The organism is bacterium, assembly GCA_021372615.1.
Classification (GTDB): Bacteria; Armatimonadota; Zipacnadia; order Zipacnadales; family UBA11051; genus JAJFUB01.
Genome location: JAJFUB010000055.1, coordinates 63,763 through 86,693 on the forward strand (window position 1 = coordinate 63,763; position 22,931 = coordinate 86,693).

Annotated in this window: 19 protein-coding genes; 7 read left to right on the forward strand and 12 right to left on the reverse strand. The window is 68.7% G+C overall.

The window, feature by feature from the left end:
* The first annotated feature begins 38 nt into the window (after window positions 1–38).
* The 3 genes from fucU to LLH23_08650 all read left to right on the forward strand — a co-directional run bounded on the left by fucU (window position 39) and on the right by LLH23_08650 (window position 2,186).
* Window positions 39–470 (forward strand): L-fucose mutarotase, encoded by a 432-nt coding sequence (gene fucU, locus LLH23_08640; GenBank protein ID MCE5238545.1) that lies wholly within the window; start codon window positions 39–41, stop codon window positions 468–470.
* Between the two features lie 88 nt (window positions 471–558).
* Window positions 559–1,236, forward strand: coding sequence for an SGNH/GDSL hydrolase family protein (locus LLH23_08645; GenBank protein MCE5238546.1), 678 nt, complete (start codon window positions 559–561; stop codon window positions 1,234–1,236).
* A gap of 26 nt (window positions 1,237–1,262) precedes the next feature.
* The gene (locus LLH23_08650) at window positions 1,263–2,186 is read left to right on the forward strand and encodes a PfkB family carbohydrate kinase (GenBank protein ID MCE5238547.1); all 924 of its coding nucleotides are present in this window, start codon (window positions 1,263–1,265) and stop codon (window positions 2,184–2,186) included.
* Window positions 2,187–2,206: 20 nt separating this feature from the next.
* On the opposite strand, the gene LLH23_08655 is transcribed toward LLH23_08650, so the two are convergent.
* From LLH23_08655 to LLH23_08665, 3 genes are read right to left on the reverse strand one after another with little or no spacing between them, the layout of a single operon-like run.
* On the reverse strand, window positions 2,207–2,938 hold the full coding sequence (locus LLH23_08655) for a type II secretion system F family protein (GenBank protein MCE5238548.1): 732 nt from the start codon (window positions 2,936–2,938) through the stop codon (window positions 2,207–2,209).
* A 1-nt stretch (window position 2,939) separates the two neighbouring features.
* Window positions 2,940–3,509 (reverse strand): sigma-70 family RNA polymerase sigma factor, encoded by a 570-nt coding sequence (locus LLH23_08660; GenBank protein ID MCE5238549.1) that lies wholly within the window; start codon window positions 3,507–3,509, stop codon window positions 2,940–2,942.
* 42 nt (window positions 3,510–3,551) lie between these two features.
* Window positions 3,552–4,439: a hypothetical protein gene (locus tag LLH23_08665; protein ID MCE5238550.1), complete on the reverse strand. Its 888-nt coding sequence runs from the start codon at window positions 4,437–4,439 to the stop codon at window positions 3,552–3,554.
* Window positions 4,440–4,511: 72 nt separating this feature from the next.
* Between LLH23_08665 and LLH23_08670 the strand changes: the two genes are divergently transcribed.
* Window positions 4,512–5,561, forward strand: a complete 1,050-nt coding sequence (locus tag LLH23_08670; GenBank protein MCE5238551.1) for a Gfo/Idh/MocA family oxidoreductase — start codon at window positions 4,512–4,514, stop codon at window positions 5,559–5,561.
* Window positions 5,562–5,741: 180 nt separating this feature from the next.
* Here LLH23_08670 and LLH23_08675 read toward each other — a convergent pair whose 3' ends face one another.
* The 3 genes from LLH23_08675 to recJ all read right to left on the reverse strand — a co-directional run bounded on the left by LLH23_08675 (window position 5,742) and on the right by recJ (window position 9,718).
* Window positions 5,742–7,253, reverse strand: coding sequence for an MATE family efflux transporter (locus LLH23_08675; GenBank protein MCE5238552.1), 1,512 nt, complete (start codon window positions 7,251–7,253; stop codon window positions 5,742–5,744).
* A gap of 11 nt (window positions 7,254–7,264) precedes the next feature.
* Window positions 7,265–7,651, reverse strand: a complete 387-nt coding sequence (locus tag LLH23_08680; GenBank protein MCE5238553.1) for a secondary thiamine-phosphate synthase enzyme YjbQ — start codon at window positions 7,649–7,651, stop codon at window positions 7,265–7,267.
* 378 nt (window positions 7,652–8,029) lie between these two features.
* On the reverse strand, window positions 8,030–9,718 hold the full coding sequence (recJ, locus tag LLH23_08685) for a single-stranded-DNA-specific exonuclease RecJ (protein ID MCE5238554.1): 1,689 nt from the start codon (window positions 9,716–9,718) through the stop codon (window positions 8,030–8,032).
* A 269-nt stretch (window positions 9,719–9,987) separates the two neighbouring features.
* Here recJ and LLH23_08690 point away from each other — a divergent pair, with 269 nt between their 5' ends.
* Together LLH23_08690 and LLH23_08695 are read left to right on the forward strand one after the other, a co-directional pair.
* Window positions 9,988–11,217: a hypothetical protein gene (locus tag LLH23_08690; protein ID MCE5238555.1), complete on the forward strand. Its 1,230-nt coding sequence runs from the start codon at window positions 9,988–9,990 to the stop codon at window positions 11,215–11,217.
* Window positions 11,218–11,389: 172 nt separating this feature from the next.
* Window positions 11,390–13,543 carry a glycoside hydrolase family 99-like domain-containing protein gene (locus LLH23_08695; GenBank protein ID MCE5238556.1) on the forward strand — a complete coding sequence of 718 codons (2,154 nt, stop codon included), beginning with the start codon at window positions 11,390–11,392 and terminating at the stop codon, window positions 13,541–13,543.
* A 20-nt stretch (window positions 13,544–13,563) separates the two neighbouring features.
* Here the strand turns inward: LLH23_08695 and LLH23_08700 are convergent, their stop codons facing one another.
* The 4 genes from LLH23_08700 to LLH23_08715 all read right to left on the reverse strand — a co-directional run bounded on the left by LLH23_08700 (window position 13,564) and on the right by LLH23_08715 (window position 17,157).
* A complete protein-coding gene (locus LLH23_08700; protein ID MCE5238557.1) occupies window positions 13,564–14,097 on the reverse strand; it encodes a hypothetical protein in 534 nt (177 codons plus the stop codon).
* Window positions 14,098–14,260: 163 nt separating this feature from the next.
* Window positions 14,261–14,938, reverse strand: coding sequence for a DUF1559 domain-containing protein (locus tag LLH23_08705; protein MCE5238558.1), 678 nt, complete (start codon window positions 14,936–14,938; stop codon window positions 14,261–14,263).
* A 149-nt stretch (window positions 14,939–15,087) separates the two neighbouring features.
* Window positions 15,088–15,864, reverse strand: a complete 777-nt coding sequence (gene budA, locus LLH23_08710) for an acetolactate decarboxylase (GenBank protein MCE5238559.1) — start codon at window positions 15,862–15,864, stop codon at window positions 15,088–15,090.
* Between the two features lie 72 nt (window positions 15,865–15,936).
* Window positions 15,937–17,157, reverse strand: coding sequence for a hypothetical protein (locus tag LLH23_08715; protein ID MCE5238560.1), 1,221 nt, complete (start codon window positions 17,155–17,157; stop codon window positions 15,937–15,939).
* A 370-nt stretch (window positions 17,158–17,527) separates the two neighbouring features.
* On the opposite strand from LLH23_08715, the gene LLH23_08720 reads away from it, so the two are divergent.
* Window positions 17,528–18,706 (forward strand): OprO/OprP family phosphate-selective porin, encoded by a 1,179-nt coding sequence (locus LLH23_08720; protein MCE5238561.1) that lies wholly within the window; start codon window positions 17,528–17,530, stop codon window positions 18,704–18,706.
* A gap of 82 nt (window positions 18,707–18,788) precedes the next feature.
* On the opposite strand, the gene LLH23_08725 is transcribed toward LLH23_08720, so the two are convergent.
* Complete coding sequence (locus LLH23_08725; protein ID MCE5238562.1) at window positions 18,789–19,568, reverse strand: TIM barrel protein; 780 nt, start codon at window positions 19,566–19,568, stop codon at window positions 18,789–18,791.
* Between the two features lie 54 nt (window positions 19,569–19,622).
* Entirely contained in the window at window positions 19,623–22,637 is a 3,015-nt protein-coding gene (locus tag LLH23_08730) for a glycoside hydrolase family 3 C-terminal domain-containing protein (protein ID MCE5238563.1), read from the reverse strand.
* Window positions 22,638–22,931: the final 294 nt, after the last annotated feature.

Consider the following 22,931-nt stretch of genomic DNA (forward strand, 5'->3'; position numbering starts at 1 on the left):
GCGCCCGGATGGCGCCACACCCATCTGGAGGTTCGCGCATGCTCAAAGGCATCTCCCCCCTCATCAGCCCCGAGCTACTGGCCGTGCTCTCGCGCATGGGCCACGGTGACGAGATCGTGCTGGCCGATGCACACTTCCCCGGCGAGACGGTGGGCCGGCGCGTGCTGCGCGCCGATGGCCTGAAGATCGCCGACCTGCTCGACGCCATCTTGCCGCTGTTCGAGCTGGACGCGTACGTGGACGACCCCGTGGCGATGATGGCCCCGGTGCCGGGCGACACGCTGGACCCGACGGTCGAGGCAGCCTACCGTGCGGCCGTTGACCGCCACGCCCCGCGGACCCCGCCGATCGCCCGCGTCGAGCGCTTCGCGTTCTACGAGCGGGCCAGAGAGGCGTTCGCCGTGGTGGTGACCGGCGAGACCGCCAAGTACGGCAACATCATTCTGAAGAAGGGCGTCACCCCGCTCTGATCGCGCCCGCAGAGGCGTGAGCAGGCGGCTCCTGCTGAGGCGGCGAACTCAGAGTCGTTGCTGCACACCACCCGCCCTGAGGTGACACATGAGATTGTGGCCGCTCGCGCTCATCATGCTGACAATGGGGACAGCCATGGCTGAGGACACGCTGGACAACCGCACCCGCGAGGGCATCGAATGGGCCATTTTCCGGTGGGAGCAGACGAACGACACGAAGCTCCCGCGCGTGTTGCTCATCGGCGACTCCATCACCAACGGCTACACGCCCCAGGTCCGCACGCTGCTGAAGGACAGGGCCCACGTGGACATGCTGGCCACGAGCAAGAGCGTCTGCGACCCGGCGTTCCTGCTCGAGGTGACGCTGGCCACCGACGGCTACAATCATGCCGTGATCCACTTCAACAACGGGCTGCACGGCGGGCACTTGACCGACGCGCAGTACGAGTCGGGGCTGCGGCGGCTGGTGGACAAGCTCCGCGCCCTGGCCCCGCAGGCCAAGCTGGTGTGGGGCAACTGCACAACCTCGGTGACGCTCCCGGACAAGCAGCTGAACCCGACCGCCAACGCCACCGTCATCCGGCGCAATGAGATCGCGGCGCGCGTGATGACCGATCTCGGCATTCCGATTGACGACCTGTATGCGGCGATCGTGGACCACTGCGACTGGCACTCGGACTCGCTGCACTTCAACGCCGAGGGCTACGCCGCCCTCGCCCAGTCTGTCGTCACAGCCATCCAGCCGTCCCTGCCCACGAATCGCTAGTCCCGACTCCCGAATCCCGGATCCCAATGCCTAGCGCCCAATCCCCCACCCCCACCCACGATGTCTGTGCCCTCGGCTGCGTCTGCTGGGACTACGTCGGGATTGTCGGGGAGTATCCCGATCTCGACGAGAAGGCCCTGCTGACCGAACTGGTGCAGATGGGCGGGGGGCTGTCGGGTACGGCCATGTCGGCGGTGGCGGCGCTGGGCGGCCGGGCCAAGATCTTCGGCCGGATGGGCGATGATGACTTCGGCCGCCACATCCTGGCCGCCTTCGAGCGCGAGGGCGTGGACGCCTCCGATCTGGAGGTCCTCCCCGGGATCACCTCCCAGTTTGCCTTCTGCGTCGCGCACGCGAGCACCGGACGGCGCACGATCTTCTGGAAGCCCGGGACGTACCGGCGGATGGTCGAGGGGGAGGTGGACCTGGCGGCGCTGACGGACTGCCGGGCCCTGCTGGTGGACCACCACCACCTGCGCGCGGCGACCGAGGCGGCGCGGTACGCGCGCGGCCGCGGACTGCCGGTGGTCGGTGACATCGAGCGCCTGCAGCCGGGGGCCGAGGACTTTCTGGCCGCAGTGACCCATCCGATCGTCCCGCGCGGGTTCGTGCGCGAGCTGACCGGCGAGCATGACCTGCGCGCCGGCGTGCGCCGCCTGCAGGACCAGGGCGTGGAGTTGGTGATCGTCACGCAAGGGGAAGAGGGTGTGACGGCGTTTGCCGGTGCGGAGGAGCTGCACCAGCCCGCGTTCGCCGTGACGCCGGTGGTGGACACCACGGGGGCCGGTGATGTCTTCCACGGCGCTTTCACCTACGGGCTGGCGCTGGGCTACGAGCTGGCGGAGAACCTCCGGTTCGCCAGTGCCGCGGCCGCGCTATCGTGTCGGGCCCTGGGCGGCCGCGGGGCCCTGCCGACGAGGGCCGAGGTGCAGGCGCTGCTAGACGTGTAGCGGCGCGATCAGCCGCGCCGCTACAGCAGCAGGCTCCGCAGCAACATTCCGTCCACCCGCGCGCCCAGCACGTCCCCGGCCTGCAGCATCGTGCGGTCCAGCGTCCCGCATTCCTCCCCGATCGCCGCGAGTTGCAGGACCTCAGGCGGGAACCCGACGGCGGCGAAGCTCGGAGTGAGGGTGTCAATCTCCCGGGCGCGCAGGGCCTGGGCCGCCGCGACCATGGCCTCGTGGGCTTCGGTCGGGAGGATCTCGGCCGCGGTCTGCAGCGCCTGCACGATCGGCACGCCACTGCTCAGCATCGTGCCGAACATCAGGCAGAAGTACTGCTGGGTGACGAGCGGCTCGGCGGCAGCAACGGCGGCCTCGTAGCGCTCTTCGTGAGCCCGGCCCATCGCGCGCGCCGCAGCCTGCTGGATGAACCGGTCCCGGCGCAGCATGAGCTGCTTCTCGTAGAGGTCCGCCGCCCGCGCCATCGTCTCGTCCAGCACCCCGCCGACTTCCCCCGCGCGCATTAGCCCGATCACGTTGATGCTGAACACGTCCGGGTGGGCCCGCATGGCGTGCGACAGCGTACTGCCCTCCTCGATCTGACGCATCACGTCCAGATGCGCGTCGCGCAGGTCGGGGTGCACGATCTGTGGCGTCAGGACATCCATGCTGCGGATCAGGCTGACGCCCGCGTTGATGAGATGGCTGAAGACGCGCAGGTAGGCGACCAGGTCGGCCAGGGGTAGGTTCGTGTCGTTCATGTCACCGTTCCTCGGGGTCGTAGAATGACGGCCGCACCAGCTCGCGCAGGCGCTGTCGGGCCCGGTGCACCCGCACGCGCACCCCGACTTCCGACTCCCCCAGGGCCGCGGCGATCTCGCGGTAGGTGCAGTCCCCCAGCACGTGCATGAGCAGGGCCAGGCGGCTGGGCTCGGGCAGAGCCTCCAGGGCGCGGCAGAGCTGCCGCCATGTCTCGCGCTGGGCCGTGAGCGTGTAGGCGTCGTTCGTGGCGGCACCGGCCACGTCATCCTCCAGTTCGCCGAAGTCCCGCTCCACCTGTCGCCAGTACTGCCGGCAGCGGTTCAGCGCAATGCGCCGCAGCCAGGCGGTGAGGGCGGACGGGTCGTGCAACCCCGGCAGGCCGCGCACCACGTCGGTGAGGGCCTCCTGGGTGAGGTCTTCGGCAACCTCGGGGCGGCGGATGCGGTCGAGGATGAGGGCGTAGACGAACGGGCGAACGCGGTGCAGGAGGTCGTCGAGAGCGCCCGCCTCACCGTGAGCGCGGCGCGCCAGGTCCGACCAGGAGGTGTCCGTCTGCGTGGCGAGGCTCATTTGGGGACTAGGATGCACCCACGCGAGGGTTGTTACGGGGCGTCAGCGCCGATCTTGCAGGATGCGCTTGAACAGGCCATACGCCTCGCGCCGCGCCGCAATCGGGTAGCCGTGGCCCTCGGGGCTCTCGAAGACGCTGAACTTGTCGCGGCAGCCCAGCAGATCGTACAGCCGCCCCACCTCGATCATGTCGTCGGCCACCGCCCCGCTGTGGGGGAAGACCTCATCGTGCAGGGCCCAGGTGTAGTGGAAGGCCCGGGGGGCGATCAGGCCGATGATCTCGACCCACTCACACACCGGCGGCTCGCCGGGCGCCAGGAAGCCCTGCCACGGTTCCGCTCCGCCCACCCCGAAGGGCGCATACGCGCACGCCGCGGCGCTGGCCTTGATGCGGTGATCGAAAGCCGCCAGCAGGATGGCGTTGGCGCCGCCGTGCCCTTGACCGATGGCCGCGAGGCGGTCGGAGTCCACGGCATCGAGGTGGCACAGGAAGTCCAGTCCGCGCTGGTGATCCCACAGGGCCCTACCGGCGGGCGCCCGGCGCTCGTGTGGCGATAGCACCACGAAGCGCCGCTTGACCAGCTCCCTGGCCATCGTGGCCGTCGTGCTGGCCCCGTCATACGGGCAGCACAGGACGGCGGGCTGGCGATGGGCGGCCGGCTTGGGCAGCAGCAGCGTCGCGGTGCAGGTCTCGTGGATCTCCACCCCGTACCGCACCTGCTGCTCCAGGAAGTCGCCCTGGTCTTCCTGGGCCAGCAACTGTGGGTCGAGCGGGGGGATGGTCCGCGGCGCGTCCTGCAGCAATGCCTCGACCCGCCGGAGGATGTCCTGGCGCTTGGCAGGCCACTGGCGGCTGGTGGCGATGAGCGTGTCTCCCTCCTCCCGACGGAGGGTGAGCAGGGGCGGAGGGGGAGATGGTTGGTTGGTCATGAGAGGACTCTGATGGGCAGGAGCGAAGTCTGATTGCCTTCCTGAACAACCCCATCTTAAGGGATGATCCGCATGGCTGACAAGCTGCGCTGTCTGATGATCGGCGCCGGGGGCATGGCCGGCGGCTATGTCCGCAACTTCTTCCCGCAGTTCGCCGACCGCATGGAAGTCGTCGGCCTGGTGGACGTCAAGCCTGAGCCGCTGCAGCTCTCCGGCGACTTCCTCGGCCTTCCCGAGAGCCGCCGGTTCGCCGACATGGCCACGGCCTTCGACGCCGTCACCGCCGACTTCTGTTGCATCGTGATCCCCCCGGCCTATCACAAGGACGCTGTCCTCCTGGCCGCAGAGCGCAAGATGGCGATCCTGAGCGAGAAGCCCATCGCTGACACCTGGGAGGACTGCACGGCCATCGTCCGCGCCGTCCGCAGCAGCGGCGTGCCGATGCAGGTGGTACAGAACTACCGCTACAACGCCACGATGCTGACCGTCAGGCAGGTCCTGTCCGAGCAGCGCCTGGGCCGCTGCAACTACCTCATGGGCCGCTTCGCCGCCGACTACCGGGTGCGCGGGGCCTGGGGCGCGTTCCGCCACGAGATTCCCCACAGCCTGCTCGTCGAGGGCAGTGTGCACCATTTCGACATGCTGCGCAACCTCTCCGGCGCCGACTGTGTGCAGATCGCCGGGTGGGACTGGAACCCGCGGTGGAGCAGCTTCGACGGCGAGTCCAGCGGCCACTTTGTGGGCCGGATGAGCAACGGCGTTGTCGTCAACTACGAGGGCAACTGCAACGAGGCGGGGGTGCAGAACACCTGGCACAAGGAGATGTACCGTGCCGAGTGCGAGGGCGGCGCTGTCACGGTGGACAGTGACCTGGTGGTGCGGACGTGGGAGAAGCTGCCAACCGGCCTGCGAATGGAAGAGGTCCCGCTGCTACGCCCGCAGTACGAGGGCCACTGTGCCATCATTGACCAGTTCCTCACATGGCAGGAGGGCGGTCCGGCGCCGGTCACGGTCCTGGATGACAACATCAAGAGCGCCGCGATGCTCTTCGGCGCCCTGCGCGCCAGCGAGGGCAACTGCGTGGGGGATGTCGCGGCGATGGTGGCGGAGGCCACGGGATAGAAGCTGTGGCCGCCGCTCCGACGGGGGGCGCAACTGCGAAGCGCAGGCTGTGTGTGGGAGCGGTCACCGACGGGCTGTGTGTGGGAGCGGTCACCGACCGCGACTGGAGTGCACTGCGGTCGCGGTCGGTGACCGCTCCCACATGGGTCTGACCGCTCCCACATGGACTCTGCGGGGCGTCTAGAACTCGATCTTCTTCCACCGCCCGGCCTTGAAGATCGCGCCGGTCACGACGGCCTGCGCAAGCATCGAGGCTACCATGCCGATCCACACCCCGGCCGGGCCGATCCCCATCTTCAGGGCCAGCAGCCAGCCCAGCCCCGGTCCGATCACCAGCGTCCCGATCAGCGTGGCCCACAGGGGGCTGAGGGTGTCGCCCGCCCCCCGCAGGCCGCCGGAGAAGGCCATGGAGATCGTCGCGAAGGGCAGCGATCCCGCGATGTAGATCAGCGCCCAGTGGCCCCAGAACAGCGCGCGTGGGTCGTCGGTGAAGAAGCCCACCAGTGGGCGTGCGAACACGATGCACAGCAGGCCCAGGCCGATCGAGGTCAGCGACGAGATGTTGACCACCGACCAGCAACTGCGCTCGGCACGCTGCGGGTTGCGCGCCCCCATGTTCTGACCCACGGCTGTCATGGCCGCGGTCATCATGGACAGCCCCACGAAGATCCCCAGCGAACTCCACTGCCCGGCCGTCACATGCCCGGCCACGGCGAACTCCCCGCCCCGCGTGCGGTTGAGGATGCCGATCAGCACGGCGTAGCCCAGGTTGCGCACCAGGCCCTGCACCGAGGACGGCGTGCCGATGTAGAACATCTTGCCCCAGATGGTCCAGTCAATGCGCCACGGGCCGCGCCACGGCACCGTTACGGCGAACCGCCCGCTGCCGAGCAGCCACAGCATGACGGCCGCGGCCAGGCTCCGGGTGATGACCACCGCCCAACCCGCCCCGGCCACGCCCATGGCCGGGAAGGGCCCGATCCCGAAGATCATGCAGTACTCCAGGCCGATGTGGGCGACGTTGATCCACACCAGCATCAGCAGCGGAGTCAACGAATCCCCCGCCCCCTGCAGCGCCGAGGCCAGCAGGAAGTTCAGCATCATCCCCACCGAGCCCCAGAACATGGCGTGAGTGTAGATGACGCCCTGGTCGAGCACCTCGCCGGTCGCGCCCAGCCACACCAGCAGCGTCCGCGACACCAGCAGCCCGATGGGGATCATGGGGAGGCCGGCCACGAACGACAGGATGATGGACTGGCGCGTCACTTCGGTGACGCGCCCGGGCTGCCGCGCCCCGGTGTACCGGGCCACCAGCACCTGCGTGCCCGTAGCCACCGCGAACACGACGAACTGCACGGTGAAGATGATGCTCATGGACTGGCCGACGGCGGCGATGGCGGACGGGCCGAGGCTGCCGACCATCTTGATGTCCGCCACGCCCATGATCCAGTTGAGCACCGCGCCGCTGACAATGGGCCACGAGAGCGCCACGATGCCGCGCAGCAGGTGTCCCTGGGTCAGGTCCACCCGGCCCCTGGGGGGTGTCTCGCCGGTGACGGGAGTCGAGACCGGGGGGCGCATGGACTCCTCCCCCTCGGTGACAATGTCGCCATCGGGGCGAAGGTCTATGCCGTTCTCGGCTACAGCAGGTTCGGGCTGCTCAGGGGAATCCGGGGCAGGGGCTTGCTTCATGGAGACGTCCTCTAGACTACAGTCACATGCACGGTCCGGCGGCGCGGGCCGTCCAACTCCACCAGCATGACACGCTGCCACGTCCCCAGCACGAGCTTCCCCGACTGGATGGGCAGACACACCGCGTTGCCGATGAGAGTGGCCGCCAGATGGGCGTCGGCGTTGCTGTCAATGCGGTCATGCCGCCACGCGCCCTGGCTCAGCTTGTCCATCAGGGCCAGCGTATCCTGCACCAGCCCCGACTCATTCTCGTTCACATACACCGCACAGGTGCAGTGCGGCACGGAGATACACGCGAGGCCGTCGCCGGCGGCGGCGATGGCGGCGGCGACCTGTGACGTGATGTCCACGATCTGGCGGCGGCTACCCGTGCTGAGGGTCAGTTGGTGGGTGGGCATGGTGAGCTCTCTCTTCGCGTCGGGCGGTCTTGGCAGCGCGGATGGCGGCGGGCCGTCTCGGCGGCACGAATGGCGGCGGGCCTGGCCGTTGCCGTCAGCGTCCGCAGGACGCCTGGCGACCCGCAGGGCCGCCCCACAGTAGGGGGCTTCAGCCCCCGGACCGCGGCCCCCATTCCCCTTCCCCGCATGGCGTTCCGTCCGCAGGACGGTCGGCCGGAGGCCCCGTCATAGGTCGGCCTCGCCGCCGAGCGTCCTGCGGACGCGACGGCAACGCCGAACGGCGTCCTCACCCCTGCCCCTCTCCCTCGGCCTTCGGCCTCCGGAGAGGGGAACGGCAACGGCCCCGCCCCCCACCACTTGCCACTTGCCACTTGCCGTTCAGTCCCCGCTCCGCCGCACCGCCTCGAGCCTGAGCTGCAGCCCCACGCTGCCGTTGAACTCGTTGAGGCCCGGCGTGTGGGCGAGGTCCACGGACATGCCTCGCCTGATCCAACGCGCCTCGTCGCCCAGGCCGAAGCCGATGGCCTCGAAGGCCATGCGCCCGGCGCCCACCGTCAGCTTCAGGTGGTTGTTGTCGCGCCCGACCTGCCGCACACTCAGCACTTCCAGCGCCGGCGAATACAGCAGCGGCGCCGGGTTGGACTGCCCGCATGGCTCCAGCGCCACCAGCGCCTGCGCCAGCTCGGGGGTGATCTCCGACGGCTCCACCGCCGCATCCAGCTCCAGGCGGGGCAGCAGGTCCGCCGGAGAGAGACACGCCGCGGCCAGCTCGCACAGGCGCTGCCGCACCGCCGGGATGCAGTCGCGGTGAAGGGTCAGGCCGCCGGCCAGCTCGTGCCCACCGGCACGTTCGAGGAGGTCGCCGCACGCGGCAAAGGCGTGGGCGAGGTGGAAGCCGGGGAGGCTGCGGCCTGAGCCCCGGCAGAAGTCGTCGCCCTCGACGATGATGACCGCCGGCCGGCTGAACTCCTCGAGGATCTTGGAGGCGACGATGCCGACCACGCCCGGGTGCCAGCCGTCATGCGACAGCACCAGCACCGGGCAGTCATCCTCTTCCAGCAGGCGCTCGGCCTGTATCCGCGCCTCCTGGTACGTCCGCTCCTGCTCCCGCTGGCGCTGGCGGTTGAGCGCCTCCAGGTTCAGCGCCAGCTTCAGGGCCTCGCTCTCGTCGTCGCTGAGCAGCAACTCCAGCGCCTCGGTGGCGTCGCCCATGCGGCCGACGGCGTTGAGGCGCGGGGCGAGACGGTACGCGATGTCGGTGGCGTTGAGCGCCCCGTTGGTGTCGCAGATGTCCAGCAGCGCGCGCAGGCCCGCCTTCTTCGTGCCCGGCAGCAGCTTCAGCCCGGCCGCGCAGAAAGCCCGGTTCTCATCCACCAGCGGCGCCACATCGGCAATGGTGCCAATGCACACCAGGTCCAGGAACGCGCGCGCGACCGATTGCTCGGGGATATCCAGCCGCTGGGACAGGGCGCAGATGAACTTGTACGCAATGCCGACCGCCGTGAGTTCGCTGAAGGGGTATTCGGAGTCATCCCGCTTGGGGTTGACCACCAGCGTGCCGGGCGGCAGCGTCTCGCCGGGCTGGTGGTGGTCCAGCACGATGACCTCAATGCCCTCCTGCCGCGCCTCGGCGATCATCTCGTGGTCGCTGACGCCGCAGTCTACCGAGATGAGCAGGCCGAGGCCCTTTTTCCCGGCCATCTTCACGGCCCGGCGCGACAGGCCGTAGTGGTCGTGCTGCCGATGCGGGATGAAGTAGTGCACGTCGAGCCCGAGCTTGGACAGGGCGCGCACCAGCAGCGCCGCGCTGGTCACGCCATCGGCGTCATAGTCGCCGTGAACGAGTATCTCGTCGCCGGCGTCCCGCGCCTGCAGGAGGCGCTCGACAGCCGGCGCCATGTCGGGTAGTCTGAACGGGTCATGCAGCCCGCCGGGGGGCGGGTTGAGAAACTGCTGTGCCGCGTCGGCGTCGCTGATCTCACGGTTGCGCAGCACAGCCGCGACCAGGGGCAGCAACCCCAGCGCATGTGCGAGGGCCTGCTCAAACGCGGGATCACGGTCCCGCACCTGCCAGAGGGTACGTCGTGCTCGGGGGGCGATGGGGGAACACTCCTTCGGCGGACCATCAGGTCCGCAAGTCAGTATAGCCGTCGCCTCGGTAGGCGTCAACGCGAGGGCCTCTGGAGCGCGGCTCTCCAGAGCCGCAAGCCTCATCGCAGACCGATGCGGCCCTGGAGGGCTGCGCGCCAACAGCACGCCCGGGAACAACCGATCCCCCATCTGCCTCTAAGGCGCGTAGGGGGCAGACGAAGATAGTACACTGAGGAGAGTCTCGCATGAAGCGCACCTGTCTCGCTGCTTTGCTCGTAACCTGGTCCCTGACGGCCCTGGGGCTGGCCGGCGCGTGGGCCGCCGATCCCGTTGCCTTGCCGCCGGGGGTACGCCCCTGTTGTCGCGATCTGGCCAAGCGTCTGAACGTCCCGGAGGGCGACATCAAGCTCGTCCGCGCGGATGAGACGACGTTCCCGGACGCGTCCCTGGGCCTGCCGCGCCCTGGTGAGATGTACGCGCAGGTCCTCACCCCCGGTCGGATCGTCATCCTGGCCCACGGCAACTTCAAGCACCTGTATACCGCCACGAACCGCACCTTCCGCTACGGCGGCCCGACGAGGGCGCGCACGGCCTCGGCGCTCTACCTTGAGCCCATTGCGGACGAGCCGAACCTGAACGGCGACCTGGTACAGGTGTCGGCGGCCGGCACGAACCCGACGGTGCTGATACACGGCGTCAGCGACTTCCACCCGCAGCTTGACGGCTCGATCATCGCCATTCGCCGCACCTCGCGCTCGGGCCATGACCTGCTCTACCTGGCTCCCGGCTCCACGGGCCAGCCCATCCGGCTGGCCTCCGCCTTTGACTTCGGCGACGCGGCCGTGGACCAGACCGGCAAGCGCTGGGTGGCTTACAGCCGGCCGATGGTCGGCATGCCCTGGCAGGTCCGCTGGGGCACGATCGCCCCGGCCCCGGCCACGGTGGACCCCGAGGACTTCCTGGGCGGCGGCAAGAACGCCATCGCGCTGCCGGATGACGGCCAGCCCGGGCGTATCTACTGGCACATGGACAACCCGGCCATCGGCCTGCCGCGCGGCGGCATCGGGCCGATGTACTACGAGCTGCTCCTCGGCAACGAGAAGCCCGAATGGCGCAAGATGTCGCACTTCTTCCCCCCTGCCAATGAGGAGTTCATGCTCAGCAAGAGCGAATCGCTCGTCGTGGAGACCAAGGACGAGGGGGGCAAGCCGGTGACGCACATCAGCAGCGTCTGGTTCACCGGCGACGAGAAGCAGCTCGCCACGATCCCGGACTTCACGGTCCTGGAGCAGTCCCTCGTGGGCGGCGCGCAGGTGTTCCTGTTCGGCAAGCGCGGTGACCACGGCATCGCCTTCACGGTCTCCTTCCACACGGGCCAGGTCCTGACCACGGTGGAGCAGACCGACAGCCCCGTCCGCGGCTTCCTCGCCCCGCCGCGGGGCTGGGTCTGGTCCCAGCTCAAGGAAGGCGAGTAGCCTCTGGACCTCCGGTCCAGTACTGCGGGCGGCCTCGCCCGCGCGCGGCGGGGTAGGGCAGGCGAGGCCACCTGCCCTACGAGGGTGGGCGCGCCCGACGACGCACAGCCTTCAGCAGGACCCGCGCCTCCGGCGGCGAAGCCTTCGGGCAACCTCGTCCGCCGGAGGCGCCATGCCACTCAAGCTCCTCGCCCCTGTTGCTCTGCTCCTCCTGACCGCCGGCCTGGCGGCCGCGCAGGATGTGGTCTTGCGCAGCTTCCAGCCCCGCCAGCCCCTTTGCCGGGCCGGCCGCCCCTGCCTCCTCCTCGCCCGGGTCGCCAACAACGGGGCGGCTGCGACCGATCTGCAGGCCACGCTGCTGCTGCCGGAGGGGGTGAGGCTCACCGAGGGCCAGGCCGCCGTGGCAGCGCATCTGCAGCCGGATGAGGAGCGCGACCTGGCGTGGGAGGTCATCGCCGCCGCGCCGGGTGCGGCCGAGATACGCCTCCAGCTTGCCGGCGCCGTGACCGCCACTGCGCCCCTGACGATCCGCTTCCTCCCGGCCCTGCCGGTCCGTAAGCTCCCTTACATCCCCGAGCCGCAGCCTGCCGCCACCCAGTTCCTCATCGGCGCCCACCACTGCCCGCTGTGGGAAGCCGACAAGCCGCGCATGTGGGACCAGGTTGTGAGCAAGCACCCCGAGCGCACCCCGGCCCTGGGCTTCTACGACCAGGCCAACCCCGAGGTCTCCGACTGGGAGACCAAGTGGGCTGTCGAGCACGCGGTTTCGTTCTTCGTCTACTGCTGGTACCGCTCCAGCCAGGGCGGGCCGGTCACGACCCGCTTCTCCAGCGCCATCGAGCAGGCGCTCTTCCATGCGCGCTTCGAGAAGCACCTCAAGTGGACCATCATGTGGGAGAACCAGAGCCGCGGCACCGCCGGTGTGGCCGATGAGCGCGACCTGATGGAGAACCTGCTGCCCTACTGGATCAGCAACTACTTCCGGCGCGACAGCTACCTGAAGGTGGACGGCAAGCCCGTGCTGTTCATCTACCGCCCCGAGTTCCTCGTCCAGGACCTCGGTGGCGTTGAGCAGGTGCGGTCCGCCTGCGACAAGATGCGGCAGGCCTGCCGCGAGGCCGGCTTTTCCGGCCTGACGCTCCTGGGCGAGTACCGTGGTCTGGACCCCAAGCACCTCGAGCTGATGAAGCAACTCGGCCTCGACTACACCTTCGCGTACTGCTGGCCTGTCCCGAACAGCCCCACCCCGCAGCAAGCCATCGCCGCGCAGATGAACTACCTCCGCCGCACGCAGGAGCTGAACATTCTGCCGCAGGTCGCCACCGTGTCACAGGCCTGGAGCGGCTGGCGGGACGAGGGCAGCATCTGGAAGATCCCGCCTGAGGAGTTCGAGGGCCTCCTCCGCCAGGCGAAGGACTTCATCGCCACGCTCCCCGCCGACCAACTGGGCAGCCGCATGTTGCTGCTGGACAATTGGAACGAATGGGGCGAGGGGCACTACCTCGCGCCCTACCGCGAGTACGGCTTCGGCTACCTGGACGCCGTGCGCAAGGTCTTCTCCACCGCCCCCGAGGCCCATACCGACCTGCTGCCTGAGGATATCGGCCTGGGCCCCTATGACACGGCGATGCGGGAGCTTCTGGCGCGAGAGCAGGAGGCGCGGAAGCTCTGCGGCCGGCATGTAACGAAGCCCGGTGGCGACGTGCCGGGGCTCGTGGCCTGGTGGACCTTCGACGAGGCGGATGACAGCCCCGTGGCCCTGGACTACTCCGGCCATGGCCTGGGCGGCATGGTGACGAAGGCGACCCACGCCCCCGGCCACGTCGGCCAGGCCCTGGTCTGCGAGGGCGGCAGCGTCACCGTCCCGCCCCACCCGGCGCTGTCGCTGGCGGCGCTGACGGTCGAGTGCTGGGTGAAGACCGACGTGCCGGGCCAGAGCGACAAGTGGATCGTGAACCACATCTTCAGCGGGGGCACGAACACGGGCTACCGGCTGGGGCTGTCGGGCGGCAAGCCGTGCTTCGGCGTGCCGGTCACGAGCTTCAGCCACCACCTGACCGGCAGCAAGCCGCTGCCGACCGGGCGCTGGGTGCACCTGGCGGGGACCTTCGACGGGCAGACGATCAGGGTCTATATGGACGGCGAGGCGTGCGGCGCGATGGACCGCCCCGGCCCGGCCAAGCCCAACACGCTCCCCCTGTGCCTGGGCAGCTACGAGGCCGGGCACCGGGCCTGCTTCACGGGCCTGCTGGATGAAGTGAAGCTATGGGACCGGGCGCTGACGGCGGAGGAGATCAGCGACAGGGCATCGGCAGGCCCGCAGTAATGCACCCTCCCGGCCCCGCCTCACCACCCCATCTTCAGCGGCTTCGGTGGCGGCTCCTGCCACTGCTCGCCCGGCAGGTAGTAGCCCAGCGCCTTCAGCAGCGGCACATACGGCAGGTAGGGCACAACCACCTTCCCCACGCGCCGTCCCAGACCCAGGAACCCGAGCCGCAGCCGGTACGGCAATACCTGGCGCTTGGGCACCAGCACGATCCCCTGCGGCACGCCGGTCCAGTGCCAGTCCCACGTCCACGCCATGAGCTGCGCCCAGGGCAGCTCCCACTGCGGCCGCCCGAGCAGTTCCAGCCGGATGCTCTTGGGCGACAGCACGACCTCGGTCTGCGTCCACACCAGAGCCAGCACCCAGACGCACGTGAACCCGACGGCCAGCACGGTGTTGTAGACCATCAGGTTCATCCCGAAGGCGCCGAAGTGCACGCGGAAGGCGGCGTCGAGGGCGCCCTGCAGGACCAGCGTGCCCCAGAAGAACGCCGTGGGCAGGCCGATCTCAATCAGCGCCCGAGGCTCCAGGATGCGGAAGCGTTGTTCGTTCATGGCCGGTGAGTGGCGGGGTCCGTGTGGTGCTGCGCCCAATGCCCCGCCCTGGTCCGCCGCAGGGCATTTCGCCGCCGGTCAGTCGGCCCCTCTGCCTGCCGGGCCAAAGAAAACGGCGCCCCGTTGCCGAGGCGCCGTCTGGTATCACAGCGGTGATGGGCAGTTAGTTGCCGCTGATGCTGTACTCGCAGTTCCCGGTGGCGCACTTGATGTTGTTGATCTTGTTCCACTTGGAGTGGCCATCGCAGTACACGAAGTTGCTGCCGTCGTTGTGGCGGTACAGCGCCGGGTAGGCGGCCTTCGTGAACTCGCTGTTCACACCATGGACATCCGCGCCGTCGGTATTGGAGACGGACTGGCTGCCTTCAGTCTCCATCAGCAGCACACACTGCGCGGGGTACTGGATGGAACCCAGCGACTGAGCGGCCGGCGGCTCGCACGTGGAGCCGGCATTGGCCCAGTGCACTTCATTCATGCCGTAGCCAGAGTTGTAGCCATAGTCCGGGACGCTGCCGAACGGGCTGGAGAGCTTCTTGCTGGGGCACTGGAAGATCTGGGCATTCTTGCAGTACGCCAGGACCGAGCCGCGCCAGGTGTAGTCTACGCCCGAGGTGCCGTCGCCGCTGGCGTCAGCGTCAACCCAGCTCTGGGGCAGCGACTCGTCGTAGTCCTGCGCGTACGACATGAGTGCTAGGCCGACCTGCTTGCCGTTGGCCAGACAACTGCTTTGCCGCGCCTTCTCCCGGGCCTTCGCGAACACCGGGAAGAGGATGGCTGCCAGGATAGCGATGATGGCTATGACCACCAGCAGCTCGATGAGTGTGAAACCGGTCCGTCGCATTGGGTATGCCTCCCTGGACGCCTCCGTGTCCAGCCCTGCGGGGCTGGTATGGGAGCGTTAACACGCCCCATGGCGCAGCGTATTCGGCGGGAATATGAGGGGTTCCTGCAACGTCATAAGGATTTACTCAAGTTTTTTCGCAGCCCCGGTTACTTCCGGTCCTGCTCCACCTGCTGCGCCCCGGCCGTGTCCGGCGCGGCGGTCTGCGCCTGCAGGAAAGCGTCGTTCTGGGGCAGCGACAGCGTGTAGCGCGGCGTCGGGTCCAGCCACAGCGTGCCCCGCGTCAGCTTGCACTCCAGCAGGTGCCCCCCGCCGGTCCGCGCCTCGTTCAGGAAGTGCCAGTGGAAGCCGGGCATGTTGGACCCGGCCACGTAGTACGGGCAGTACAGCCCCACCAGGCTCCCCTTCACCTCGCGGAACTCGAAGGTCGGCTGCTTGGCTGCCACGTCCAGCAGCTTCGGATAGGGCTTGTGCTGGCGCGGCACGCTCCGGGTCTTCACGTACGCGAACTCCCCGTCCAGCCGCAGCACGCAGAAGAGGTTCCGGCTCGGCAGCTTTCCCAGGGCCAGGGCCGCGAGCCCCTTGAGGTCCAGAGGCTGATCCAGCCGCACCTCACTGTCACGGTCGAGATACGTGACTGCCGCGAAGGGGCTGCCCATGTGGCTCGTGGCCCGGTGCACCGACCCGTCGGCCCGCACCTGGTAGACCCTTCCGTCGAGCACAACCATCTCCCCGTCCACTGCCTCGAAGCAACCCAGGCCGGTGTCGCCATGCTGGCGCAGCTCGCCCACACTGATGGCGCGGTCGAACACGCCCGCCAGCAGCGCGTCGAGGGTCGAGACCTGGAAGAGCGTCTCGCGGTCCTGGGCCAGCGCCATCGAGCCCGCCAGCAGGAGCGTCACCAAGGCCAGTCGTACGGTCCGCATCGCATCTGTCTCCTTGTTGCCTACTATCCATTATCTGCTATGTACTCTCTGCTATCTGCTATCTACTGCCGTTCACGCCCATTGCTCCGCCTTCGCGATGGCCAGCTTCGCCCACTCGTGCAGCCGCCGTGGGTGGCCACCGAGGGTCTGCAACTCCCGCAGCACGATCTGGTAGTAGTGGCCCTGCAGCTTGCGCAGGCCCTCGTCCAGGTGCTGTTCGACCCTGTCCAGGGTGTCCGGCAACGTCACCTCGGCGGCCGCCTGCCGCCACATGATGCAGTACTTCTGGCCGCAGGCGGCGACGACCTGGTCCAGGTCGGTCCAGGCCGAGCACACGAAAATGCGCAGGTTGGGGATCGAGAGCACGCCCTGTATCTTGGTGGTCAGGTCCTCGCAGCAGCCGTAGTGGACCAGGCCGAACTGCTGGAAGATGGGCTTCTGGTAGCTCAGCAGGAACTCCTCCCACTGCCGGGGCGAGACCTCATCGAACTCCTGGCTGTTGCCATCGGCCCACAGGTTGTGCAGGCGCACCTGCCCCGGCGGCGGGGCGCCGTTGATCGGGTCCGAGCAGTGCATCCCACCGGTGTTGTTGGGGGTCAGCAACCCGCTCTCCTCAACGCTGCGCAGGTCCCGCAGGCACGCCTCGAGGACCTTAGCCATCAGCCGGTGGATCAGGTGGGGCTGGACATACAGGTCCAGCATCATCCCGCCCAGCCCGCGGAGCTGGTCCAGGTACGCCCCCAGCGTCTGGTGCAGGTGCGGCCCGCAGGTCCGGCGCACCGGCAGGATGTCGCCGAGCACCTCGTCCGCGCGCGATAGCGCCTCCTCGGTGCGGGCGGGGTTGTAGGTGAACGTGGGCAGCGTGACGCGCTCGAAATCCTCGGGCGTCTTCAGCGGCGGCTCGTAACGCCAGCCGCCCAGGTCGGTGCTGTCCACGAGCACCTGGGTGCGCAGCCCCCACGTGTACTGACTGTCACAGTCGAAGACCGCGGGCACGTCCCACCAGCCCTCGAAGACGTGGTCATCGCCAATGTCATGTTTGACCAGGTCCATGCGCAGGCGCCGCTCCATGCCGCGCAGGAACGGGTTCTCACACTGGAAGTCCGCCTCGGGCAGCAGCTCCGGCCAGCACCCGGCCGGCCGCAGCCACACCGGCGCCCGGTCCGGCCGCCGCAGGCCGTTGACATCACGCCACCGCCGGCGCCGCTGCTCGTACTCGGGGCTGGCGGCGAGTTCCGCCACCCGCCGGGCCAATTCCCGCACGTGCTCGCGCTCTGTGTCTATCGAGGGCATGGCATTCTCCTACCAGCGATGGCCGTGCCGTTGGAGCGCGGCTCTCCAGAGCCGCACAGGCCGTTCCGCCCCGCAGGCCACAATGCCCTTGCGTCCTGCGGAGCGTCGTACTATACTTGCCGCAGGTTCGTTCGACCTCCGGCGGCACAAGTCCTGTCCGCCGGCACAACCGGGTGTGGTGGCGGTGTGGTGGACTATGGGTTCATCCCTCACGGGCTGCGGCTGGAGAGCCGCGGCTACCGCGGAGAGCGCACGAGGGTCGCGAAGCATTTCGTGACCCTTTTTGGCTTGTGGACGACGGGGTGCTGGCGCGTGCTCAACAGGGGTCCTGCCCCTTTGCGGCATCATCAGAGAGCAGGGAGGACGGGTCATGAGAAAGCTGTGGGTCATGCTGCTAGTCGGAACGCTGCTGCTGTCGTTCGCGGCCGGCGCGTGGGCAGCGCCAACGGTCGAGGACCTGAGCAACCAGGTCAAACAGCTCCAGGACGCGCTCAAGCAAGCCCTGGACCGCATCCAGAAGCTCGAGGCCCAGAAGGCGGCCCCGCCGCCAGTACAGCCCGCCGCACAGCCCGCCGCCGCGCCACCGTCACGCTGGTATGACAAGATCACCGTCAGCGGCTACACCCATGCGCGCTACGAGGACCGCCGCATGACCATGCCGGCCGCCTCGCCGCCGGCGGCCTTCAACCCTGACAGCGCCACTCGTGCCCGCGATGAGTTCCTCATCCGCCGCATGTATCTGAACTTCATCTCCAAGCCCAATGACCGCACCACCGCGGTCGTCTCCCTGCGGCGCCTGGGCACCAAGGATCAGAACATTGATCTCGAGGCCCTGTTCGTCAACTACGTGCTCAGCGATCTGTGGAGCGTGGAGTTCGGGCGCGTCTACAACAGGTTCGGCTGGGATGCGTTCGAGAGCAGCTCCAAGCGCTTGCCCTTCGACCGCTTCCCCGGCGTCGAGGGCTACGGCGCCGCCGGCTTGCGCGGCCTGTACTGCAACGGCCCCACCGACCAGGGCGTCTACTTCATCCGCAAGTCCGCGGGCGACTGGGAACCGACCGCGTACTTCGGCCTCGTCAACGGCAACTTCATCAGCCCCGACAACAACGCCAACAAGACTGTCAGCCTCGACCTCAAGTGGCGCCGGGACGTCGTGGACTTCGGGGTCAGCTACATCGGCGGCGAGTTCACCGAGACCGTGGGCACTTCCCCGATGACCACCGACCGCGAGATGTTCGGCTTCTTCGTGCACACCGACCCCAGCCCCTGGAGCCTCCAGGGCGAGTGGATCATCGGGCGCCTGTTCGGCCAGGAAGTCACCGGCTTCTATGGCCAGATCGCCCGCAAGGTCGGCCAGGGCACGCCGTACATCCGGTTCGAGCAGTACAACCCCAGCAAGGACATCTTCGGGGATCTGTACAATGCCTGGAAGTTCGGCTATGCCTACCAGATGGACAAGAACAACGAGCTGACCCTCGAGTACCTGTACGCCGAGCGCGACACCGTGGACGTCGGCCAGTTTGGCCTGCAGTGGCAGTTCAGCCTGTAGGCCGGCGCACCACCTGAAGCAGCCAAGACGGGACAGGCCACGCGGCCTGTCCCGTCTCTTTCTCTACTCCGTTCGTGGACTCTCAGTACCCCAGGCTGCGCAGGTAGTCCCGGTTCTTGCGGGCCGCCTCTTCCATCGGCACTGTCGCCCGGTCCAGCTCCACCGACACCCACCCGTCGTACCCGATCTCCTCCAGCGCCGTCAGCACGCCGGGTACGTCGAGCCCCATGTTGCCATCCCCCAGCTCCTTGAACCAGCCCGCCTCGCCGAACTTGCTCCCCGGCCAGTGCCACGTCGGCGGGTCCACGGCCCAGAAGTCCTTGAGGTGCACATGGCCGATGCGGTCCCGGTGCGCCCACAGCGTCGCCAGCGCGTCCGAGCCCGCGCATGTCAGGTGGCCCGTGTCCAGCAGCAGCTCCAGCCCCGGCGCCGCGGCCAGCAGCCGGTCGGCATCCTCCTTGGTCTCAATGAACGTGCCGATGTGCGCGTGATGGAAGGGCTTCATGTGATGCTGCTGGCACAGGGCGATGATGTCGGCCAGACCCGCGGCCGCCGCGGCGAAATCGGCGTCGCTCGGCGTGGGGGACTGCTTCCGCGCGGCCGGGACTTCCACCGCGCTGTTGCCCAGGGTCGCGTTGAACCGCACCTTGTCCTCGGGCGTCGGCCCGCCCACATTGATCAGGTGCAGTCCCCGCTGCGCCGCCAACGTGGCGGTCTGCACCAGTTCCTCGGCCGTCTGCGGGCCGAAGCCCTCGCAGCCCTCGTAGCCCGCCGCAGCGACGTTGTCCAGCACCCACTCCGGCTCTTGCTTCTCCCGGCCGGCATACTGGATGAGATGACAGGCGATTCTGAATGGCGCCATCGGCATTGTCTCCCTCGTCGTGATTGGACTGTGCGTCTGCTCGTGCTGCTTCGCCTACTTCTTCGGCCCGTACACCCCTAAGGTATACAATGAATACCCGTACTGCGTTCCCCGCTTGCGGCCTGTTAGCCGCACATACCGCGCCGGGGTGGGCGCGAAGCTGACGACCTCCTCGTCCCCCGCCCCGTTCTCGGTGGCGTACACCTGCCGCCACTGCTCCCCGTCCAGCGACACCTCGATCACATAGCTGCTGGCGAACGCCGTCTCCCACCGGAGCAACACGCGCCCGATCGTCGCCGCCTCCCCCAGGTCCACCCGGAGCCACTGCGGGTCGCTGAACTGCGACGACCACCGCGTGTCGCCGTTCCCGTCCACCGCACAGTCCGCCCGGGTCTGCTCGTTCTCCACCGATGACGCCTGGACCGGCTTGCCCAGCGCCAGATCGGGCCCCAGGTCCGCCGCCGCGTCCTGCCACTCGCCCAGGTGCGGGATCGGCCGGGTCCAGTCCGCACTGAGGGTGAGGTTCCCCCGCAGCCGCAGGTCCCGCGAGGACGCGCCGACCTCGACCTGATAGACCCCGGCGTCGGCGCGCCACTGCTTGCCGGGCACGTCGCAGTACGCCAGCGCCGGGGCCTCGAGGGTGAACGTCACCGGCTTGCCCTCGCCGGGCTGCAGCGCCACCCGGGCGAAGCGCTTCAGCTCGCGCGGCGCCTTCGGCACGCGCGGTCGCGGGTCGTGCAGGTAGAGCTGCACGACCTCCTCGCCGGCGCGTGGGCCGGTGTTGCGCACCGTCAGCGACACCTGCACCGTCCCCGCCGGGGCGAGGGTCTCCGGCGTGACCCGCAGGTCGTCGTAGGCGAAGGTCGTGTACGACAGCCCGTGCCCGAAGGGGAAGAGCGGGGCGATCCCGCGCGCGTCGAAGTGCCGGTAGCCGACGAGGATCCCCTCGGCGTACTGCACCTGTCCCGCGCCGCCGGGATAGTGGCCCCAGTCGGGGTAGTCCTCGCGCTTCGCGGCGAGCGTGTCAGGCAGCTTGCCCGAGGGGTTCACATCGCCGAAGAGCACGTCCGTCACGCTCTGCCCGCCCTGCTCGCCCAGGTACCACGCCTCCAGCACCGCCGGCGTCTGCTTGATCCACGTGTCCATCAGCAACGGCGTGCCGTTGGTCAGCACGACCACCGTGCGCGGGTTGGCGGCGACGACGGCCCGGATGAGGTCCGCCTGTAGCTCGGGCAACCGCAGGCTGTCGCGGTCGCGCCCTTCGCTTTCGTGGAAGGAGGACAGCCCCACGAGCACTATCGCCGCGTCCGACTGCTGCGCCGCGGCGACGGCCTCCCGGATCTGCGGATCATGCTCCGGCGCGACCCCCGGCGCGCGCCAGCCCAGTGTCACCGCCGCGTCGCCGGAGTTCTGGTAGTACTCCACCTGCAGGTCATAGGCCCGCCCCGCTTCCAGGCGCACCGTGACTGAGCGCGCCTCCAGCGCGTGATCCTCCCAGTTGCTGATAAGCGCCTTGCCATCGAGCGTGAGTCGCGAGCCATCATCGCTCGCGACGCCCAGCCGGTACTCACCACTCCGGGTCGGCGTGAGCTTGCCCGTCCAGCGCACCGAGTAGTCACTGCCGCCCAGTCCCTCCACCGGGGGCTTGCCCTGCCACCGGAAGTCCACGACGGCGTCGGTCCGCGTCAGCACCGGGCGACCCTCGAGCTTCCGTCCTTTGAAGTACTCACCGCGCAGACCGTGCTCACCGTCTGGCCCGCCGGCGGGGGTGAGGAACTCGCTGCCGATGACCGGCGGCGGCTCATCGCCCATGTCCGCGCCCTTGGCGTAATTGATCGTCACCCCCGGCCCCACTCGCGCCCGGATCGTGTCGAGCGCGCTCACGCTCTGGAAGGCGGTCACGTAGCCGCTGCCACCCATGGCCAGGCGGTTCACAGCGGCATTCGGGCCGATCACCGCCAGCGAGCGGAGCTTCGCCGGGTCCAGCGGCAGCAATCCGCCGTCGTTCTTGAGCAGCACGATGGCCCGCGCCCCGGCCTCGCGCACGAGCTGGCGGTGGGCGGCGCAGTTCACAACAGTGTTGTCGGGTGTCTTGGGGCCATCGAGGAGCCCGACGCGGATGACGGTGCGCAGGATCCGTCGCACCTTGTCATCAATGAGGCCGCGGCTGACCTTGCCCTCCTGCACCGGCGGGGTCAGCCTGTCCGGGTTCATGTGGGCGCCGGTGGGCATCTCCAGATCGGTGCCGCCGGTGGCGACCCCGAGCGGGCTGTGTGCCGCCCCCCAATCGGTCATGACGCATCCGTCGAACCCCCACTCGTCCTTGAGGATGGTCGTCAGCAGATAGCGGTTGGCCGAGCAGTACGTGCCGTTGAGGCGGTTGTAGGCGTTCATCACCGCCCACACGTGGGCTTCCTGCACGGCGGCTTGGAAGGCGGGCAGGTACAGCTCGCGCAGCGCCCGCTCGTCCACCTGGGCGCTGATGGTCCCGCGCTGCCACTCCTGGTTGTTGACTGCGAAGTGTTTGACACAGGCCGCCGCGCCCGTGCTCTGCACCCCGGTGACATAGGCCACCGTCATGCGCGACGCCAGGTAGGGGTCTTCGCTGAAGCTCTCGCCGTTGCGCCCGCCCTGGGGGGTGCGGTGCAGGTTGACACACGGCCCGAGGATGATCTGCGCGCCGACGCCCTTGTGCTGCACCTCGCGCCCGATGGCCGCCCCGATCCGCTGCACGATCTCCGGGTCCCAGGTGGCGGCCATGGCGATGCCGCAGGGGAAGACCGTCGCAGGGCCAGAGGTGCCGGGGCCGCCGCCGCGGACGCCGATGGGCCCGTCGCACATGCCCATCGCGGGCAGACCCAGGCGCTCGATCGGCCGCGTCCCAAACCCCGTGCCGCCCAGCAGTGACAGCTTCTCTTCGAGCGTCAGCCGCCCCAGGAGATCGCTGACGCGGGCTTCCAGCGGGGCCCGAGGGTCGCGATAGAGGGGCGTCTGGTCAGCCGCGGCCGGCCACACCCCCAGCAGGAAACAGCCCACGATCCCCAGCAGCAGCGCGCGGGTGGTGTCCATGGTCTCAGGTTCAACCGTCGCCCCCCTCTCTCCTGCAATGACCGCGTGCGCCGCCTTGTCCTCGGTTCCCGGTTCGCGATGGCCGGTTCCGGGTGCATTCCTCGGTTGTCGGTGCTGGTGCTAGTGTCGTGCCTTTGAAAAACATATACAGTTAGACGGCCCTCGGCTGGCCGGTGTAGGTCCAGCGGTAGGGATGCGCCTCATCGGCGTTGTAGTGGTCGATGAAGCGCATCACTTTGTCGTTCAGGTCGGTCAGACTGCCGAAGCTGCCGCGCTTGAGCAGGCGCTGTTGCA

What these genes read in the sequence shown, in the direction of transcription:
- LLH23_08670 (MCE5238551.1), top strand. Translation starts at nt 4,512, where the DNA reads ATGGCTGACAAGCTGCGCTGTCTGATGATCGGCGCCGGGGGCATGGCC.
- LLH23_08715 (MCE5238560.1), bottom strand. Translation starts at nt 17,157, where the DNA reads ATGCCCTCGATAGACACAGAGCGCGAGCACGTGCGGGAATTGGCCCGG.
- LLH23_08655 (MCE5238548.1), bottom strand. Translation starts at nt 2,938, where the DNA reads ATGAACGACACGAACCTACCCCTGGCCGACCTGGTCGCCTACCTGCGC.
- LLH23_08720 (MCE5238561.1), top strand. Translation starts at nt 17,528, where the DNA reads ATGAGAAAGCTGTGGGTCATGCTGCTAGTCGGAACGCTGCTGCTGTCG.
- fucU (MCE5238545.1), top strand. Translation starts at nt 39, where the DNA reads ATGCTCAAAGGCATCTCCCCCCTCATCAGCCCCGAGCTACTGGCCGTG.
- LLH23_08680 (MCE5238553.1), bottom strand. Translation starts at nt 7,651, where the DNA reads ATGCCCACCCACCAACTGACCCTCAGCACGGGTAGCCGCCGCCAGATC.
- LLH23_08660 (MCE5238549.1), bottom strand. Translation starts at nt 3,509, where the DNA reads ATGAGCCTCGCCACGCAGACGGACACCTCCTGGTCGGACCTGGCGCGC.
- LLH23_08650 (MCE5238547.1), top strand. Translation starts at nt 1,263, where the DNA reads ATGCCTAGCGCCCAATCCCCCACCCCCACCCACGATGTCTGTGCCCTC.
- LLH23_08725 (MCE5238562.1), bottom strand. Translation starts at nt 19,568, where the DNA reads ATGGCGCCATTCAGAATCGCCTGTCATCTCATCCAGTATGCCGGCCGG.
- LLH23_08690 (MCE5238555.1), top strand. Translation starts at nt 9,988, where the DNA reads ATGAAGCGCACCTGTCTCGCTGCTTTGCTCGTAACCTGGTCCCTGACG.
- budA (MCE5238559.1), bottom strand. Translation starts at nt 15,864, where the DNA reads ATGCGGACCGTACGACTGGCCTTGGTGACGCTCCTGCTGGCGGGCTCG.
- LLH23_08645 (MCE5238546.1), top strand. Translation starts at nt 559, where the DNA reads ATGAGATTGTGGCCGCTCGCGCTCATCATGCTGACAATGGGGACAGCC.
- LLH23_08675 (MCE5238552.1), bottom strand. Translation starts at nt 7,253, where the DNA reads ATGAAGCAAGCCCCTGCCCCGGATTCCCCTGAGCAGCCCGAACCTGCT.
- LLH23_08665 (MCE5238550.1), bottom strand. Translation starts at nt 4,439, where the DNA reads ATGACCAACCAACCATCTCCCCCTCCGCCCCTGCTCACCCTCCGTCGG.
- LLH23_08700 (MCE5238557.1), bottom strand. Translation starts at nt 14,097, where the DNA reads ATGAACGAACAACGCTTCCGCATCCTGGAGCCTCGGGCGCTGATTGAG.
- LLH23_08695 (MCE5238556.1), top strand. Translation starts at nt 11,390, where the DNA reads ATGCCACTCAAGCTCCTCGCCCCTGTTGCTCTGCTCCTCCTGACCGCC.
- LLH23_08705 (MCE5238558.1), bottom strand. Translation starts at nt 14,938, where the DNA reads ATGCGACGGACCGGTTTCACACTCATCGAGCTGCTGGTGGTCATAGCC.
- LLH23_08730 (MCE5238563.1), bottom strand. Translation starts at nt 22,637, where the DNA reads ATGGACACCACCCGCGCGCTGCTGCTGGGGATCGTGGGCTGTTTCCTG.